The sequence below is a fragment of the Streptomyces sp. NPDC057253 genome, from assembly GCF_042669125.1.
Classification (GTDB): domain Bacteria; phylum Actinomycetota; class Actinomycetes; order Streptomycetales; family Streptomycetaceae; genus Streptomyces.
Map to the genome: position 1 here is coordinate 1 of NZ_JBHUXV010000086.1, position 15,530 is coordinate 15,530.

A 15,530-nucleotide genomic window follows, 5' to 3' on the forward strand; every position below is an offset into this window, starting at 1 on the left:
ACGGCGAGAAGCCGCACAGGAGAAGTCAGTGGCCCGGTGTGGGCTGCTGTGCCGGGCCTCCCGGGGTTGCCTCGCGGTCGGGGCCCTTGGCGGCCTCGGTCTCGCTGTAGATGTCCGGTTCGAGGTAGATGACGCGGGCGATCGGGACGGCCTCGCGGATGCGGGCCTCGGCGGCGTTGATCGCGGAGGCGACCTCGGCGGCCGTGTCGTCGTGCTGGACGGCGATCTTCGCGGCGATGAGCAGCTCCTCGGGGCCGAGGTGGAGCGTGCGCATGTGGATGATGCCGGTGACGGTGTCGCCGTCGACGATCGCGGCCTCGATCTTCCGGACCGCGTCGATGCCCGCGGACTCGCCGAGCAGCAGGGACTTGGTCTCGGCGGCGAGGACGAGGGCGATCAGGATGAGCAGGATGCCGATGCACAGGGTGCCGATGCCGTCCCAGACGCCGTCGCCGGTGAGCAGGGCGAGGCCCACTCCGCCGAGTGCGAGGACGAGACCGACGAGCGCGCCGAAGTCCTCCAGGAGGACGACCGGGAGCTCGGGCGCCTTGGCGCGGCGGACGAACTCCTGCCAGGAGAGGTCGCCGCGCAGCGGGTTGGACTCCTTGATGGCCGTACGGAAGGAGAAGCCCTCGGCGATGATCGCGAAGACGAGGACGCCCACCGGCCAGTACCAGTGCTCGATCTCGTGCGGGTGCTTGATCTTCTCGTAGCCCTCGTAGATGGCGAACATGCCGCCGACGGAGAAGAGGACGATGGAGACCAGGAAGGCGTAGATGTAGCGCTCGCGGCCGTAGCCGAAGGGGTGCTGCGGGGTGGCCTCGCGCTGGGCCTTCTTGCCGCCGAGGAGCAGCAGGAACTGGTTGCCGGAGTCCGCGAGCGAGTGCACGCCCTCGGCGAGCATCGAGGACGAGCCGCTGAACGCGAACGCCACGAACTTCGATGCCGCGATCGCGAGGTTGGCGCCGAGTGCCGCCACGATCGCCCTGGTTCCGCCTGACGCGCTCATCTGCTCGCGTTGTCCCTTCGCCTCAAGTGCCGCTACGCCGTCCAGGCCTTTGCCCGTCCTTTGCCGGTGGGCCATTCTTGCAGCCTCGCCCGGCCCGGACGTCTCAGGTGTCCACAGCCCCAGTCATACCGTCACACGATCACAGTGGCGCGGAAGACCGTGCCGGTGCCGGACACCTCGGCCTTCTCGCCCGCCGGGACGAAGACCGACCGACCAGGGCTCAGTTCGTGTTCCCCGGCTCGCACGGAACCTGCCGTGCAGAGCAGGATCTGTGGGGTCGCGCGGGTGAGGTCGTGGGTGGCGGCGCCCTCGGGCAGGACGTACCGGGACAACCGGAACTCGTCGATGGGGGTCTCGTAGACCTCCTCGCCGTCGGGGGACGCCTCGGGGCGCAGCACGCCCGGGTCGGCGGCCTCGAAGCGGACGATGCGCAGGAGTTCGGGGACGTCGACGTGCTTGGGGGTCAGGCCGCAGCGCAGGACGTTGTCGGAGTTGGCCATGATCTCGACGCCGAGGCCGCTCAGGTAGGCGTGCGGGATGCCGGCGCCGAGGAACAGGGCCTCGCCGGGCTGGAGCCGGACGTGGTTGAGGAGCATCGCGGCGATGACGCCCGGGTCGCCCGGGTAGTGGTGGGCGATGGCGGCGTAGGGGGCGTGGTCGCCGCCGAGGCGGGCGCAGGCGGCCGCGGCCTCGGTGACCGTGTGGGCCATCTCCTCGCGGTCGGCGGTGAGGATGGCGGTCAGGACCTCGCGGAGGGCCGCCTCCTCGGGGTGGGCGTGCAGGAGGTCGACGTAGGGCTTCAGGGAGTCGACACCGAGCGCGTCCAGGAGCTCGGCCGCGTGCGCGGGGTCGCGGAAACCGCACAGGCCGTCGAACTCGGTGAGCGCGCAGATCAGTTCGGGCTTGTGGTTGGCGTCCTTGTAGTTGCGGTGGCCCGCGTCCACGGGGATGCCCCGGCGCTCCTCGTCGTCGTAACCCTCTTTCGCCTGGGCCAGGTCGGGGTGCACCTGGAGCGAGAGCGGGGCGCCCGCGGCGAGGATCTTGAGGAGGAAGGGCAGGCGGGGGCCGAACTTGGCGACGGCCGCCTCGCCCAGCTCGCGCGCGGGGTCCGCGTCGATGACCTCGACGAGCGTGCCCCGGTCGGTGCGCGAGGGGGCGCCGGGGTGGGCGCCCATCCACATCTCCGCCTGCGGTTCACCGGTCGGCGCGAGACCGAGCAGTTCGGGGATGGCGGTGGTGGAACCCCAGGCGTAGGGGCGGATGGTGTTGTCGAGGCGGTCCATCGGGTTCTCTCTGTGCGTACGGCCGGCGATACGTCGTGGGTACGGCGGTCAGGGCGGCCTGGTGTTCGACGGGTGGTCCAGGACAGCCCGTGCCCGACGGGCGGCGGTCAGGGCGTCCTGGGCAACATCAGGCCCCCGAGGCGAGCGCCAGGTAAACGGCGGCGAAATCAGTGACGGCGATCAGTTCCGCGAGGGTCTCGATCTCGCCGCCGGGCTCCGGTTCCAGCTCGCTGATGGGCGTGTCGTGGCTCAGGGCCAGGTCGCGGGCGGACGGGGCGGCGCTGAGGCCTCCGATCGGCCGGTCACGCAGGAGCACTACGCGCGCGTGCAGCGCGGGAGGCTCCTCGACGCGGTCGCGGAAGAAGTCGTCGGGGTCGGCGCTGGCGGCCAGCGGTCCGGCGAGCAGCGTGCTGTGCGCGGCGAGGGCCTCCGGCAGTTCGGAGACGAGGGCCGGGCGGCCGGCGAGTTCGGCGAGGGCGGCGGCGAAACGGCGGCCCGCGGGGCCCGCGGAGGTCCCTTCCGTCCAGATCACCGGGAGGGCGTCGGCGAGTTCGGCGGCAAGCGTCTTGGCCGGGTTGCTGTAGGTCGCGATGGCGGGGCCGCAGCGCTCGGCGATGTGGTCCAGACGGTCGGCGATCTTCGCGAGCGCGTCGGGCGGGGCGGTGAGCAGTCCGGTGCGGTCGAGGATCGCGAGGAGCGGGGTGAGCAGGGCCCACAGGACGCCGGGGGCGGAGGCAGCGAGGGGCGTGTCCTGCTCGTAGGGGGCCGTCGCCATGGGCACGAAGAGGCCGTGGGCGCCCTCCACCGCCTCGGTGAGCGGGGTGCGGGCGGGGGCCACGGCGACGACCGTGCAGCCGCGCCGGTAGGCCTGGTCGGCGAGGAGCGACAGGCCCGGCTCGGTGCCGTCGGGGGTGGCGATCAGGAGCAGGTCGACCGAGCCGGCCCAGCCGGGGAGTTCCCAGCGCAGGGCGCCCGCGGCGGGGGCGACGCCGGTCGGGGTGAGGCGGGTGACGGGGCTGCCGGCGCCGGCGAGGGTGCCGAGGAGGTCGGCCACGTGGGTGGCGGCGGCGCCGGGGCCCGCGATGAGGACCGCGCGCGGGCGGCCGTCGGGTTTGAGATCGTTGACCCCGGCCTCGGCGGCGTGCCGGGCGGCGGTGCGGACGCGGGCGCCTGCCTCGGCGGCGCCGCGGAGCAGGCCTCGGCGGTCGGCCTCCGAGAGTGCCTCGGGGGTGTCTAGCAGCGATTCGTCGAGCATGGGGCGGCAGCCTCCGATCGCCGGGTCTCCGGGACGCCGGGTTGTCGATTCGCCGGGTCCTCGGGACGCCGGGGCGGTCGCGGGTCCGGGACGCCGGGGTCGCTGTGTCGTTGTCGCTTGTCGCTACGGCGGTGGGTGTGCCGTGTGTCCTACGGCGGTTCGGGGACCGTATCGCCTACGGCTGCGGGTGTGCCGTGTCCGCTACGGCGGCCTGGTCGCCGGACCGTCCTCGGTGGTCGGGGCCGCGTTTACGCGGGGCGGCGGGCCTCGTCGACGAGGAGGACCGGGATGCCGTCGCGGACCGGGTACGCGAGGCCGCAGTCCTGGCCGGTGCAGAGCAGCTCGGTGTCCTGCTCCTTGAGGGGGGCGTGGCAGGCCGGGCAGGCGAGGATCTCCAGGAGGCCGGCTTCGAGCGGCATGGGGGTTCCCTTCGGGGGCGGTACGGCTGCTTGTGCGGATGTGCCTGGTCAGGGTACCGCCGGGGGGAGGGGGGTGCCGGGGTTGGGGCGAGGTCGGTGCGGGGGGTGCCCGGGGGATTTTCTCGCCCCCGCCGCCCCTGCCCGTCCCATCTCCAGGGGCGCTGCCCCTTCGACCCCGTCCCCAGAGGGCTCCGCCCCCTGGACCCCCGCTCCTCGAACGCCGGAGGGGCTGAGTTTCACAGCGCCCCTCACGCTCTGATGATCGCCAAAACCTCGTCCCGCACCTTCGCCATCGTCTCCTCGTCCCTCGCCTCCGCGTTCAGACGGAGAAGGGGTTCCGTGTTGGAGGGGCGGACGTTGAACCACCAGTCGGCGGTGGTGATCGTGAGGCCGTCGAGTTCGTCGAGCTGTACGCCCTGCCGGCTCTCGTAGGCCGCCCTGATGGCCGCCAGGCGGTCGGCCTGGTCGGCGACCGTGGAGTTGATCTCGCCGGAGCCGACGTAGCGGTCGTACTGGGCGACCAGAGACGACAGGGGACCCTCCTGGCCGCCCAGCGCCGCGAGGACGTGCAGGGCCGCCAGCATGCCGGTGTCGGCGTTCCAGAAGTCCTTGAAGTAGTAGTGGGCGGAGTGCTCGCCGCCGAAGATCGCGCCGGACCTCGCCATCTCGGCCTTGATGAAGGAGTGGCCCACGCGCGTGCGTACCGGCGTGCCGCCGTTCTCCTCGACGACCTCGGGGACCGACCAGGAGGTGATCAGGTTGTGGATGATCACGCCCTTGCCGCCGTTCCTGGCCAGCTCGCGCGCGGCCACCAGGGCGGTGATGGCGGACGGGGAGACCGGGTCGCCGTGCTCGTCGACGACGAAGCAGCGGTCGGCGTCGCCGTCGAAGGCGATGCCGAGGTCGGCGCCCTCCTCGCGGACCCGCTGCTGGAGGTCGACGATGTTGGCGGGGTCGAGGGGGTTGGCCTCGTGGTTCGGGAAGGTGCCGTCCAGTTCGAAGTACATCGGGACGACGGTCAGGGGCAGGCCCGCGAAGACCGTGGGGACGGTGTGGCCGCCCATGCCGTTGCCCGCGTCCACGACGACCTTCAGGGGGCGGATCGAGGTCAGGTCGACCAGGGAGAGGAGGTGGGCCGCGTAGTCCTCCAGCGTGTCGCGCCGGGTGATCGTGCCCGTCGGCCCGGTCGCTTCCGGGGCGCCCGTCTCGCTCCACTCCTCGACAAGGGAGCGGATCTCGGCGAGGCCGGTGTCCTGGCCGACCGGGGCCGCGCCCGCGCGGCACATCTTGATGCCGTTGTACTGCGCGGGGTTGTGGGAGGCCGTGAACATGGCGCCCGGCAGGCCCAGCGCGCCGGAGGCGTAGTACAGCTGGTCGGTCGAGCACAGGCCGATCTCGGTGACGTCCACGCCCCGAGCGGCCGCTCCGCGGGCGAAGGCACGCGACAGGCCCGGGGAGGAGGGCCGCATGTCGTGGCCGGTCACGATGGCGCTCGCGCCCGTCACCTGGACGAAGGCGGCACCGAAGAGCTCGGCCAGCGTCTCGTCCCACTGGTCCGGGACGACTCCGCGCACGTCGTACGCCTTCACGAGCTGTGACAGATCAGCCACGGCCAACCCTTCTGAAAGTCCTGTCGGTCACCACAAACTACCCGTAGCCACTGACACCGGGCCCTGCGGGACCGGACAGGACCACCGCACAGGACCACCGGACAGGACTGCCGAGCGGGCCCCGGCGAAGAGCTCACGGCAGCATCCAGCCCAGCACCGGCGAACTCTGCCCGACCACGATCAGGCACATCACCAGCAGCAGGCCGATGCTCCAGGGCAGCACCTTGCGCAGCAGGTCCCCCTCGCGGCCCGCGAGCCCGACGGCCGCGCACGCGATGGTCAGGTTCTGCGGGGAGATCATCTTGCCGAGGACCCCACCCGAGCTGTTGGCGGCGGCCAGCAGCTCGGGAGAGAGTCCGGACTCCCGCGCGGCCGTCACCTGCAACGCCCCGAACAGCGCGTTGGCCGAGGTGTCGGAGCCGGAGACGGCCACGCCGAACCAGCCCAGGACCGGCGAGAGGAAGGCCAGCCCCGCGCCCGCCGCCGCCACGAAGTGCCCTATGGTCGCCGCCTGTCCGGAGAGGTTCATGACGTAGGCGAGGGCCAGCACGGACGTCACGGTCAGGATCGCGAACCGCAACTCGCGGACGGTCGCCGCCCATTCGCGAAGAGCCACGCGCGCGTGCACGCCGAGCACGACCGCCGTGAGGATGCCCGCGAGCAGCACGAGGGTGCCGCCGGTGGAGACGACCGGCCACGTGAAGACGTTGCCGCCGACCGGATCCCCTTGGGGATCCACGACGTTGAGGAAGGGCCAGTCGTACGTCCGCGTCGCCTTCGCCAGCCAGTCCTTGACCGCCGGGATCTGCGCGACGGAGAAGATCACGACGATGAGGGCGTACGGCGAGTAGGCGCGCAGGACTTCACCGCGCGGGTCGCTCCCGTCGAGGTCGAGGTCCTCGCTGCGGGTGCCGGTGAGCACGGAGGCGCGTACGGACTCCTCGGCCGGCACGCGCGCGTGCGGTACGGCGACCAGGGCGCCCGCCCCGGCCAAGGCGGCACCGATGTCGGCGAGTTGCGCGGAGACGTAGTTGGAGGCCGCGAACTGGGCCACGGCGAAGGCGACTCCGCAGACCAGCGCCGGCACCCAGGTCTCGCGCAGGCCCCGTCGGCCGTCGACCAGGAAGACCAGCACGAGGGGCACCACCAGGGCCAGCAGGGGCGTTTGACGGCCCACCACGGAGGCCACGGAGTCCAGCGGCAGCCCGGTGACCTGAGCGAGCGTCACGACCGGTGTGCCCATGGCGCCGAAGGCGACCGGGGCGGTGTTGGCGACCAGGGCGACGACGGCCGCGCGCACCAGGTCGAAGCCGAGGGCGACGAGCATGACCGAGCAGATCGCGACCGGGGCGCCGAACCCGGCGAGGGCCTCCAGGAGCGCGCCGAAGCAGAAGGCGACGACGAGGGCCTGGATGCGCGGGTCGTCGGAGAGCCGCCCGAAGGAGCGGCGCAGGATGTCGAAGTGCCGGGTGCGGACGGTCATCCGGTACACCCACAGGGCGTTGACCACGATCCACAGGATGGGGAAGAGGCCGAAGGCGGCTCCCTGGGCGGCGCTGGAGGCGGTCTGGCCGAGGGGCATGCCGTAGGCGAGCCAGGCGACCAGTACGGCCGCCAGGAGGCCGGTGAGGCCCGCCAGGTGCGCCTTCATGCGGACGCCGCCGAGCAGGACGAGGACGATCACCAGGGGCAGGGCCGCGACCAGGGCGGACAGGCCCAGTGAGTCGGCGACGGGTTCGAGTTCCTGGACGTACACGGGCGCCTCCCCGATTCCGTCATGCGGAAAGCGATTTCTCACTCCGGCTTACGGAATGGTCGTGTCCGCGCCAAGGAGACGTCAATGGGCGTGCGGCACCGAGCGGAACGCACACCGGACGCGCACCGATCGCACACAAAGGGAGCCGATCACGCCCAAGGGAAAGGTCAGTTGTCCGGCGAGCGCAGGATCCGCAGATGGCCGCGGCGAGCGACCTCCATCGGGTCGGCCCGGCGGGCCCCGCCGCCGGCCTCGGCGGCGCGCTCCTGCGGACGGGCCGCCTCACGCACGGCGTTGGCAAGCGCTTCCAGGTCGTCCCCGCTGGGCCGGGCCGGGGCCGAGCCGTCGAGGAGCCGGACGACCTCCCAGCCGCGCGGGGCGGTGAGGCGCTCGGAGTGCTCGGCGCACAGGTCGTAGCAGTGGGGTTCGGCGTAGGTGGCGAGCGGGCCGAGGACCGCGGTCGAGTCGGCGTAGACGTACGTCAGCGTCGCGACGGCGGGACGGCCGCAAGCGGTGCGCGAACAGCGACGTACAGGGCTCACGACGTTGGACGGTACCGCACTCTTGAGCGGGCCGCGACGACTCTCCCCCAGGTCACTCCACCGTGTCGTGCTGTGAAACGCCCCACACGTCACTCCGCTCACACCGCGTTGACCTGCGCGGACATCCGTTTTCGAGGTCCCGAACACCCCTTTCCCCGGTCACGAGTTGGCACAAATCATGTCAATTGCCTTGAGTTCGACGGTCTCGGAGAGATATGGAATCGAGCCCAACCTTGGCTGGAATGGTCAACTGCCGACAGGCCGTACGAGAGGTCCGTACGTCGTTTCGGACAGTGTCCGGGTGCCGCGTGGGGGCCGGGCGCCGGAGTGCGGCGAGGATTACCCTTCACCAGTGATGGACAACCCCGTACCGCCCCGCGCCACCGGCCCCGGGCCCCGCCGCCGTGATCGCCACGGACGCGGCATGCGCGGCCCGATCGCCCCGCCGCAGGTGCCGCTCGCCGCCAGTCGCGCCGAGGCGTTCGCGGACCTGGTGCAGGACTCCGTGGAGCGCCTGGAGCGGCGCTGGCCGCAGCTCGCCGACATCGACTTCCTGGTCCTGGAGGTGCCCCGGCTGGAGGGGCCCGGGCAGGCCTGGAACGACGAGGCGGTGCCGCTGGGCGGGACGATTCCCGCGCGCGAGGGGCGCCCCGCGCGCGTGGTCGTCTACCGGCGGCCGGTGGAGATCCGCACCAAGGGGCGCGACGAGCGGGCGGCGCTGGTCCACGAGGTGGTCGTGGAGCAGGTGGCCGAGCTGCTCGGACTCACTCCGGAGACGGTGGATCCGCGCTACGGCGAGGACTGACCCGCGCCCCGCGGCGGATCACTTCTGGAGCACCGACAGGTCCTCGTCCGCCTCCGGCACGGCCACCATGCCCCGGTCGTCCGGGAGGGTCTGGATCGTGAAGCCCGGGACTCCGTCCTCCGTCGCCGCCAGGGTGCGGGCGCCGTAGACCAGGCCTCCCGAGACGTGCTCCACCGTGAGGGCGTAGGTGCCCTTGAGGCCGGTCGGGCTGGGGGCCTCGACGTTCTGCGTGGTGCCCGCCTTGATCGTGAACGTCTTCGAGACGGCCTCGCCGCCCCCGCTGCCCGCCGAGGCCGTGACCTTGACCGTGGCGGTCCGGGTGGGGGCGGTCAGGGAGAGGGTGCTGCCCTTGGCGCTGTTGTCGGCAACCGTCGCGCGCGTGCCGACCGGGCGCGTGGCCGGGATGAACGCCGTCTCCTGGTCGCCGCCCTTGCCGCGGACGACCCGCACGGCGGCGACCACCGGCACGGAGGCGTCGGTCGGGGTCAGGACCAGCGAACCGGCCTCACCGCGCGTGACGTCACCGAGATCGACGGCCGTCGTCATGCCCCCCTTCACGTGCAGCGTCTCGTGGCCGGCCGGGGTGATCAGGCCGGACGGCGAGGCGAGCTGCACCTTCAGGTCAGCGTCGGAGTCGCTCGGGGTGAAGGCGACCAGGCGCACCGCGGTGGCGTCCTTCGGGATGCCGGGCAGCACGAGGCTGCCGGACGGGTCGGTGGAAGCGGCCAGCCAGTCGCCGCCGAGCTTGTCGTCCAGGGCCTGCACGGCCGCGCCCACGCGCCCGCTGCGGACGTTCACATGGACGGTGAGGTTCTCCTGCTTCTCCTCGGTGAGCGTGGACAGCAGGATCGGGTCGCTGGAGTGCGGGGCGACCGTGATGCCCTCCCCCAGCGTGGAGTCCAGGGCGCCGTCCTTGCCGTAGAGCTCGATGTCGACGACGGCGGCGGAGTCGTCGGGGTTGGTCAGGTGCACGTAGTCGGTGCGGTCGGCGGCCGTGCTGACGCCCGGGAACCAGAACTCGGTGTCGGGGGCGGAGCAGTTGACGCCCTGGAGTCCGCGTCCGGCGCCCGCGGCGACCTCGGTGGTCTCCTGGACGGTCCAGCCGGGCGCGAACTTCCCCTCGGCGGTGCCGACCAGGGCGGACGCGTCACCGCCGGAGGCGTCCCCGGTGGCGGGCTTGCCGGGCTCCGCGGGCGTGAGGACCGGCTTGGCGGCCTTCTTCCTGCCCTTGCTCTTGCTCTTGCCGTCCGACTCCTCGGTGGCCGCCTTGAGTTCGGCCTTGCCGCCGCTTCCCGTGTCCTTGGTGACGGGCGTGAACGACGTGTACGCCGTCTCCGCGACCTCAGAGGTGCTGGGCGCCGGGCAGAGCAGGCTGGTGCGCTCCACGGGCAGCTCGGCGGCCGTCCTGGCGGTACTGGCGGCCTCCGGTGAGCTGAGCGTGGCGAACCCGGTGACGGCGGCGAGCGCGACGGTGCCGGCGAGGAGGGACAGGGTGGTGCGGTTCACTGCTGACTCCCGTCGGGGCGCTCACTGCCATGGGCACCCGGGTGCTGCTGAGCCGGGTCGTACGCGGGGTCGTAGCCCTGCTCGTACTGCTGCTGGTCGTACTGGCCGCCGTAGGTCTGGTCGTACGACGTCTGCTGGGGCTGCCCGCCGTAGGCGTACGGGTCGTACTGGCCGCCCTGGTACGGGTCCGCCTGGTACGGCTGCTGGTCGTAGCCGCCCGCCGGGTACTGCTGGGCGGCGCCCTGGTACTGGTCGGCGGGGTAGCCGCCGTACTCGGCGTTCGCGTAGGTCTGGGCGTCCCAGTCGCCGTAGGACTGCTGCTGGGGGACGGCGGCCGGGGCCTCCTGCGGGGGCGGCGGGAAGTCCTCGGTCCCCGGGGTCTCCTCGGCCTCGGCCTCGGCCTGGGCGCGCAGGCGGCGGGCGCGGCGGCCCTCGCCGGCCACGGCCTGGGCCGGGACCGACGGCTCCTCGGGGAGGTCGTCGTCGACGTCGCGGCGGCGGCCGGGCAGGGCCATCACCACGAGGACGACGGCGAGCGCGCCCTGGATCCACAGCCACAGGGTGTGGGTGAAGGGATCGTCGAAGGTGACGTCCAGCGTGCCGCCGGAGGCGGGGAGTTCGAAGCCCTGGGCCCAGCCGTCGACGGTGGTCGGGGTGAGCGGCTTGCCGTCCAGGGTGGCCGTCCAGCCCTCGGCGGCGGTGTCGGCGAGGCGCAGGATCCGGCCGTCGGCGCCGGACGGGATCGTGGTGTGGATGTCGACCGGGCCCGCGGCCACCGGCAGCGCGGTGCCCGAGCCGGACTTGGTGACCAGGGTCGCGCGCGCGACCTCCTGGTCGACCCGCCACAGACCGCTGCCGTCCTGCTGGCTGAGCCGGGTCAGGCCCGGTGTGGCGTCCAGCACGCGCGTGACCTCGCGGGGCGCGCCCTTGTGGACGAGGACGTAGCGCACGGCGAAGCCGCCGAGCTGGTTCGCCTGGTCGGCGCCGGAGCCTGCGACGAGGTTGGCGACGACCTTGTCCAGCACGCTGTTCTCGCCGTCGGCCGCGGCGAGTTCGCCGTCGCCGAGCCGGGCGCCGGAGCCGCGCACCAGCATGTAGCCGACGTGGGCGGTGGAGTCGCTGTCGAGGACGAGGGTGCGGGCCTGGTCGCGGGTGCCGCTCTCCTCGGCGACGAACGCGGGCACCTGGGTGGGGTCGCGGCGCTCCAGAGGTCCGTCGGCGCCGCCGATCATCCAGCCGGCGGCGACCAGCAGCGGGCCGGCGGCGGAGGCGAAGGCGATCAGGGCGGCGACCGGCTGGCGCCAGCCGAAGCTCTGCTCGGCCACGCGCGAGCGTGCCCCGTCCGCGCCGAGCACGGCGGCGGCCAGCAGGGCGAGGCCGTAGACGAGGGTGGCGGGGCCGGCCCAGGTCGAGTCGTTGGACAGGACCGCGAAGACCAGGCCGACCAGGGCCACCGCCCAGGCGGTCCAGATGCCGAACTGCCGCTCGGAGCGCAGCAGGGCGGCGAGCGCGGCCAGGACGATGCCGATGAGCATCAGCCCGTCGACGGTGCCGGGGCCGCCGGGGCTCGCGCCGAGCAGGTCGAGGGCGGAGGCGGCCGAGGAGCCGTACTCCAGGCCCGCCTGCTGGAAGAAGCCGAACGGGAGCAGCGTCAGCGACCAGGGCGCGAGGACCAGCAGGGGCACGCCGAACTGGGCGAGGAAGCGCAGGCCGTAGGCGGTGATGTCGGCGCGGCGCACGGCCAGCAGGCCGAGGCCGAGGATCAGCGCGATCGGCCAGATGATCGGGGTGAACGCGGTGGTGATGGTGAGCAGCAGCGCGAACGCCCAGGTGGCGCGCCAACTGCCGCGGGCGCCCGTGCTGTTCGTCAGGCCGGCGGCCGCGACGCCCGCGCGCGCGAGGAGCGGCAGCAGCACGGCGAGGACGGAGGTGCCGACGCGGCCGCCGGCGAGGGCGCCGGTGGCGGCGGGCAGGAAGGCGTAGACGACGGCCGCCCACGCGCGCAGGAGGCGGGACTCGACGAGCGGGCGGGAGGCGAAGTACGCCGTGAAACCGGCCAGCGGCACCGAGCAGACCAGCAGGACCGTCAGCGCGAGGCCGGTCGAGCCGAACAGGACGGAGGACAGCGCGGCGATGATCGCCAGGTACGGGGGCGCGGACGGGGTGCCGCCGGCGCCGACCGCGTGCCACGCGTCCGTGTAGCGCGCCCACAGCTCGCTCGCGTCGGCCGGGGCGGGCAGCAGGGCGCCGCCCGCGAGCGCGCCGCCGCCCAGGAGGTTGCGGCAGGCGACCAGGGCGACCAGCAGCAGCCCCAGGAAGAGCATCGGGCCGGGATTGCGGGCGACGCGCTTGAGGCGGGCGAACTGCTCGATCTCCAGGAAGTCCGCGTCGTCGCCACCGGGCCCGGACTCGATGCCGCCGCCGTGCCGGCCGGCCGTGGCGGTATCGGCGTCGGAGCCGCCGAAGAAGTTGCCCGCGACCTGTTCCACGGTGGCCCGCACGGTCGCGCCGGGCGGCGGGAACAGCTGCCTGAGCTCGTCCTTGTCGACGGCCGGCTTGCCGCGCCTGCCGCGCCCGGCGATGATCCGCTCGGGCCGCAGCAGGGTGCCGAGCAGGCCCCGGATCTCGTCGACGGCCTGTCCGGGGACCTTGCCGACGAGGTAGGCGACGGTCCGCAGCAGGGTGCCCAGGACCAGGCGCACCAGCACCCAGGGCAAAGCGGCCGTACGGGTGTTGACGAGCAGGGTGTAGACGGCGCCCGCCTTGTCGACCTTGTGCGGGGAGGCGGTGGTGCGGCCCGCGCAGTCGACGGTGCGGCGCTCGCGGGAGGCCGCCTCGGCATGGCGTACGACGGCCTCGGGGGCGATGAGGACGCGGTGGCCGGCGGCCTGGGCGCGCCAGCACAGGTCGACGTCGTCCCGCATGAGGGGCAGATGCCGGTCGAAGCCGCCGAGCTGTTCGTAGAGGTCGCGGCGGATGAGCATGCCGGCGGTGGACACCGACAGCACGGACCGGACGTGGTCGTGCTGTCCCTGGTCCTGTTCGCGGCGGTCCAGGCCCGTCCAGCGGCGGCCGGAGTGGGCGATGGAGACGCCGACCTCCAGGAGCTGGCGCTTGTCGTACCAGCCGCGGAGCTTGGGGCCCACGACGGCCACGTCGTCCCGGCCGAGCTCCAGTTCGTTCTCCACGACGCGCAGCAGCTGGGCCAGGGCGTCGGGTTCGGGGGCGCAGTCGTCGTGCAGCAGCCACAGCCACTGGACCGGTTCGCCGTACGGCAGTTCCGGCATGTCGTAGGCGTCGTCGCGCCACGTGCGCGTGACCGGGTCCCAGCCGCTGGGCCGCTTCAGGTACGGCAGCTCGTCGGGGGTCAGGACCGGCGCGGTGCGGTTCGCCTCCTCGACGGCCTGGCCGAAACCGGTGCGCCGGGCGAGGTGCAGGACCCGGTCGGCGCCGAGGGCGTCGGTGACCAGCTGGGCGGAGTCGTCCGCGCTGCCGGTGTCGGCGGCCAGGGCGAACTGCACGGGGCGCTCCTGGCCGAGCAGCCCGGCGAGCGCGTCGGGCAGCCAGCGGGCGCCGTCGTGGGAGACGAGCACCGCGGTCACCACATGACGCGGGAACTCAGGAGTGGCAGCGTGCTCTTGGGCTGCCGTGTGGCTGTGCACGGACATCGAGGTACGGGCCCCGGTTCGGTGGACTGCGGTGGACGCCTGTGCCCGCTGGGGGCGGGGAGGCGTCTCGGACGAGCGCCCACACTATCGGCTGGGCAAGACGGCGGCCCGCCGCCTGTGGATAACCCACGTGCGACGGGCCGTTCGGTTGCGTACGAAAAGTCCTGCGAGGCCGGTCTCGGGTCAGACGGCGGCCTTCTTGAGCCTGCGGCGTTCGCGTTCGGAGAGGCCGCCCCAGATGCCGAAGCGCTCGTCGTTGGCGAGGGCGTACTCGAGGCACTCGGAGCGGACCTCGCAGGAGAGGCAGACCTTCTTGGCCTCGCGGGTGGAGCCGCCCTTCTCCGGGAAGAAGGACTCGGGGTCGGTCTGGGCGCACAGCGCGCGCTCCTGCCAGCCGAGTTCCTCGTCCGCGTCGTCGACCAGCAGTTGCTGCACCGTCTCGGTCATGTGCGCCCCTCGTCTGTCTTTCGCGTCCCCGTGTGACGGCCGTTACCGATATCGGCTGAACGACACGAGTGAAATTACAAGTGTGCTGCTCCGGGCGAGTCAAGCCGAGATCTGCTATTGGGCCCCTTATTCACTCTGCGGAACCAAGGCCTTGCGGAAAGTGTTCAAATCGGCATAAACCTTGACACGCAGCTGAGACCCGGGAGGGCTGCCGAGCCTCGCCAGGCCTTTCGGGCCTGCACGGGGAAGGACGCCCATCAGTTCGATCCCGTTCCGTACGCGCGCGTGGAAGTCTCGGGGAGATCACGGCCCGCGCGCCCGGTTGTGCGCCATGTGTCCCGGTAGACGCATGAACAAACCTTTCACCATGAAGATGGACCGGATGAGGTGAAACATGTCCCACATACCGGGTGCCGAGTTGACAGTGGAGGTGTGAGCCGCTGTCCTTGTGGGCATGCTCGCGAACTCGGCACTCACCTCGACCCGCTCCGCCGGGTCCCTCGGTGCTGCCCGCGCTCGCTGTAGCTGTTGTTGCTGTTCCAGCTGTTGAGCCCAACGCGCTCCGGTTGCTACTGAGTCCACCGTGACTCGGCTGCTAGTGCCCCGCCCGCACCAGGGCATTCCTGTCTCCCCGTGATCCGGGCGGGACGGTACGCGACACCCAGCCAGCCCCCCACTTCTTCCGCCGAGGAACCACCGCACCCCATGAACAGCGACAACGACCTCCAGATCGCCGGCGACCTCCTCGAAGTCCCGCATCTGCTCCAGGCCCCGCGCGAGCACCCGGCCACCGTCGCCGAGTTCGCCGGCCTGGCCCGCGCCGTCGCCGAGGACCGCTCCCAGTGGGCCCACCTCGTCCAGTACGACGCCACCAGCCGCTGGTACCACCGGCTGCGCACCGGCCCCGGCTACGAGGTGTGGCTGCTGTCCTGGGTGCCCGGACAGGGCAGCGGACTGCACGACCACGGCCCGTCCTCCGGTGTCCTCACTGTGCTGGAGGGTGTGCTGACCGAGCGCACCGAGCGGGGCACGCGCGCGCTGGGCGCGGGGGCGCAGCGGGTGTTCGCGCCGGGGTACGTGCACGAGGTCGTCAACGACGCGCTGGAACCGGCAGTGAGCCTGCACGTCTACTACCCGGGCCTGACCGAGATGCCCATGTACACGGCCTGCACCGCCCGCCGGACCCACGACGAGGTGGACGTCGTGACCGCGTGACGCGTTGTCGTACCC

General features: G+C 72.6%; 12 protein-coding genes. 2 read left to right on the forward strand and 10 right to left on the reverse strand.

The window, feature by feature from the left end; translation table 11 throughout:
• Nucleotides 1–25: 25 nt before the first annotated feature.
• The 7 genes from ACFULQ_RS34570 to ACFULQ_RS34600 form a co-directional block, all read right to left on the reverse strand.
• Complete coding sequence (locus ACFULQ_RS34570; RefSeq protein ID WP_383551621.1) at nt 26–1,009, reverse strand: cation diffusion facilitator family transporter; 984 nt, start codon at nt 1,007–1,009, stop codon at nt 26–28.
• 131 nt (nt 1,010–1,140) lie between these two features.
• Nucleotides 1,141–2,292, reverse strand: coding sequence for a mannose-6-phosphate isomerase, class I (manA, locus tag ACFULQ_RS34575; protein WP_383551623.1), 1,152 nt, complete (start codon nt 2,290–2,292; stop codon nt 1,141–1,143).
• Nucleotides 2,293–2,419: 127 nt separating this feature from the next.
• A complete protein-coding gene (locus ACFULQ_RS34580; RefSeq protein ID WP_383551625.1) occupies nt 2,420–3,547 on the reverse strand; it encodes an SIS domain-containing protein in 1,128 nt (375 codons plus the stop codon).
• Between the two features lie 248 nt (nt 3,548–3,795).
• Complete coding sequence (locus tag ACFULQ_RS34585) at nt 3,796–3,966, reverse strand: Trm112 family protein (protein ID WP_123761150.1); 171 nt, start codon at nt 3,964–3,966, stop codon at nt 3,796–3,798.
• 248 nt (nt 3,967–4,214) lie between these two features.
• Nucleotides 4,215–5,582, reverse strand: a complete 1,368-nt coding sequence (locus ACFULQ_RS34590) for a phosphomannomutase/phosphoglucomutase (RefSeq protein WP_383551628.1) — start codon at nt 5,580–5,582, stop codon at nt 4,215–4,217.
• Between the two features lie 127 nt (nt 5,583–5,709).
• Complete coding sequence (locus ACFULQ_RS34595) at nt 5,710–7,332, reverse strand: L-lactate permease (protein ID WP_383551630.1); 1,623 nt, start codon at nt 7,330–7,332, stop codon at nt 5,710–5,712.
• Nucleotides 7,333–7,499: 167 nt separating this feature from the next.
• Nucleotides 7,500–7,874, reverse strand: a complete 375-nt coding sequence (locus ACFULQ_RS34600) for a DUF3499 domain-containing protein (RefSeq protein ID WP_020137945.1) — start codon at nt 7,872–7,874, stop codon at nt 7,500–7,502.
• Between the two features lie 355 nt (nt 7,875–8,229).
• Between ACFULQ_RS34600 and ACFULQ_RS34605 the strand changes: the two genes are divergently transcribed.
• Nucleotides 8,230–8,679, forward strand: a complete 450-nt coding sequence (locus tag ACFULQ_RS34605; protein ID WP_383551674.1) for a metallopeptidase family protein — start codon at nt 8,230–8,232, stop codon at nt 8,677–8,679.
• An 18-nt stretch (nt 8,680–8,697) separates the two neighbouring features.
• On the opposite strand, the gene ACFULQ_RS34610 is transcribed toward ACFULQ_RS34605, so the two are convergent.
• The 3 genes from ACFULQ_RS34610 to ACFULQ_RS34620 form a co-directional block, all read right to left on the reverse strand.
• Entirely contained in the window at nt 8,698–10,185 is a 1,488-nt protein-coding gene (locus ACFULQ_RS34610; RefSeq protein ID WP_383551632.1) for a DUF5719 family protein, read from the reverse strand.
• Nucleotides 10,182–13,853, reverse strand: coding sequence for a glycosyltransferase family 2 protein (locus ACFULQ_RS34615; protein ID WP_383551634.1), 3,672 nt, complete (start codon nt 13,851–13,853; stop codon nt 10,182–10,184). The genes ACFULQ_RS34610 and ACFULQ_RS34615 overlap by 4 nt, the downstream gene beginning before the upstream one ends.
• Nucleotides 13,854–14,036: 183 nt before the next feature.
• Entirely contained in the window at nt 14,037–14,300 is a 264-nt protein-coding gene (locus ACFULQ_RS34620; protein WP_020137941.1) for a WhiB family transcriptional regulator, read from the reverse strand.
• Nucleotides 14,301–15,005: 705 nt separating this feature from the next.
• Here ACFULQ_RS34620 and ACFULQ_RS34625 point away from each other — a divergent pair.
• On the forward strand, nt 15,006–15,515 hold the full coding sequence (locus tag ACFULQ_RS34625; protein ID WP_383551636.1) for a cysteine dioxygenase: 510 nt from the start codon (nt 15,006–15,008) through the stop codon (nt 15,513–15,515).
• Nucleotides 15,516–15,530 lie beyond the last annotated feature (15 nt).

Excerpts from the sequence above, each read along its gene's own strand:
- ACFULQ_RS34580 (WP_383551625.1), bottom strand. The coding sequence starts at position 3,547 with ATGCTCGACGAATCGCTGCTAGACACCCCCGAGGCACTCTCGGAGGCC.
- ACFULQ_RS34570 (WP_383551621.1), bottom strand. The coding sequence starts at position 1,009 with ATGAGCGCGTCAGGCGGAACCAGGGCGATCGTGGCGGCACTCGGCGCC.
- ACFULQ_RS34585 (WP_123761150.1), bottom strand. The coding sequence starts at position 3,966 with ATGCCGCTCGAAGCCGGCCTCCTGGAGATCCTCGCCTGCCCGGCCTGC.
- ACFULQ_RS34620 (WP_020137941.1), bottom strand. The coding sequence starts at position 14,300 with ATGACCGAGACGGTGCAGCAACTGCTGGTCGACGACGCGGACGAGGAA.
- manA (WP_383551623.1), bottom strand. The coding sequence starts at position 2,292 with ATGGACCGCCTCGACAACACCATCCGCCCCTACGCCTGGGGTTCCACC.
- ACFULQ_RS34615 (WP_383551634.1), bottom strand. The coding sequence starts at position 13,853 with ATGTCCGTGCACAGCCACACGGCAGCCCAAGAGCACGCTGCCACTCCT.
- ACFULQ_RS34605 (WP_383551674.1), top strand. The coding sequence starts at position 8,230 with ATGGACAACCCCGTACCGCCCCGCGCCACCGGCCCCGGGCCCCGCCGC.
- ACFULQ_RS34625 (WP_383551636.1), top strand. The coding sequence starts at position 15,006 with ATGAACAGCGACAACGACCTCCAGATCGCCGGCGACCTCCTCGAAGTC.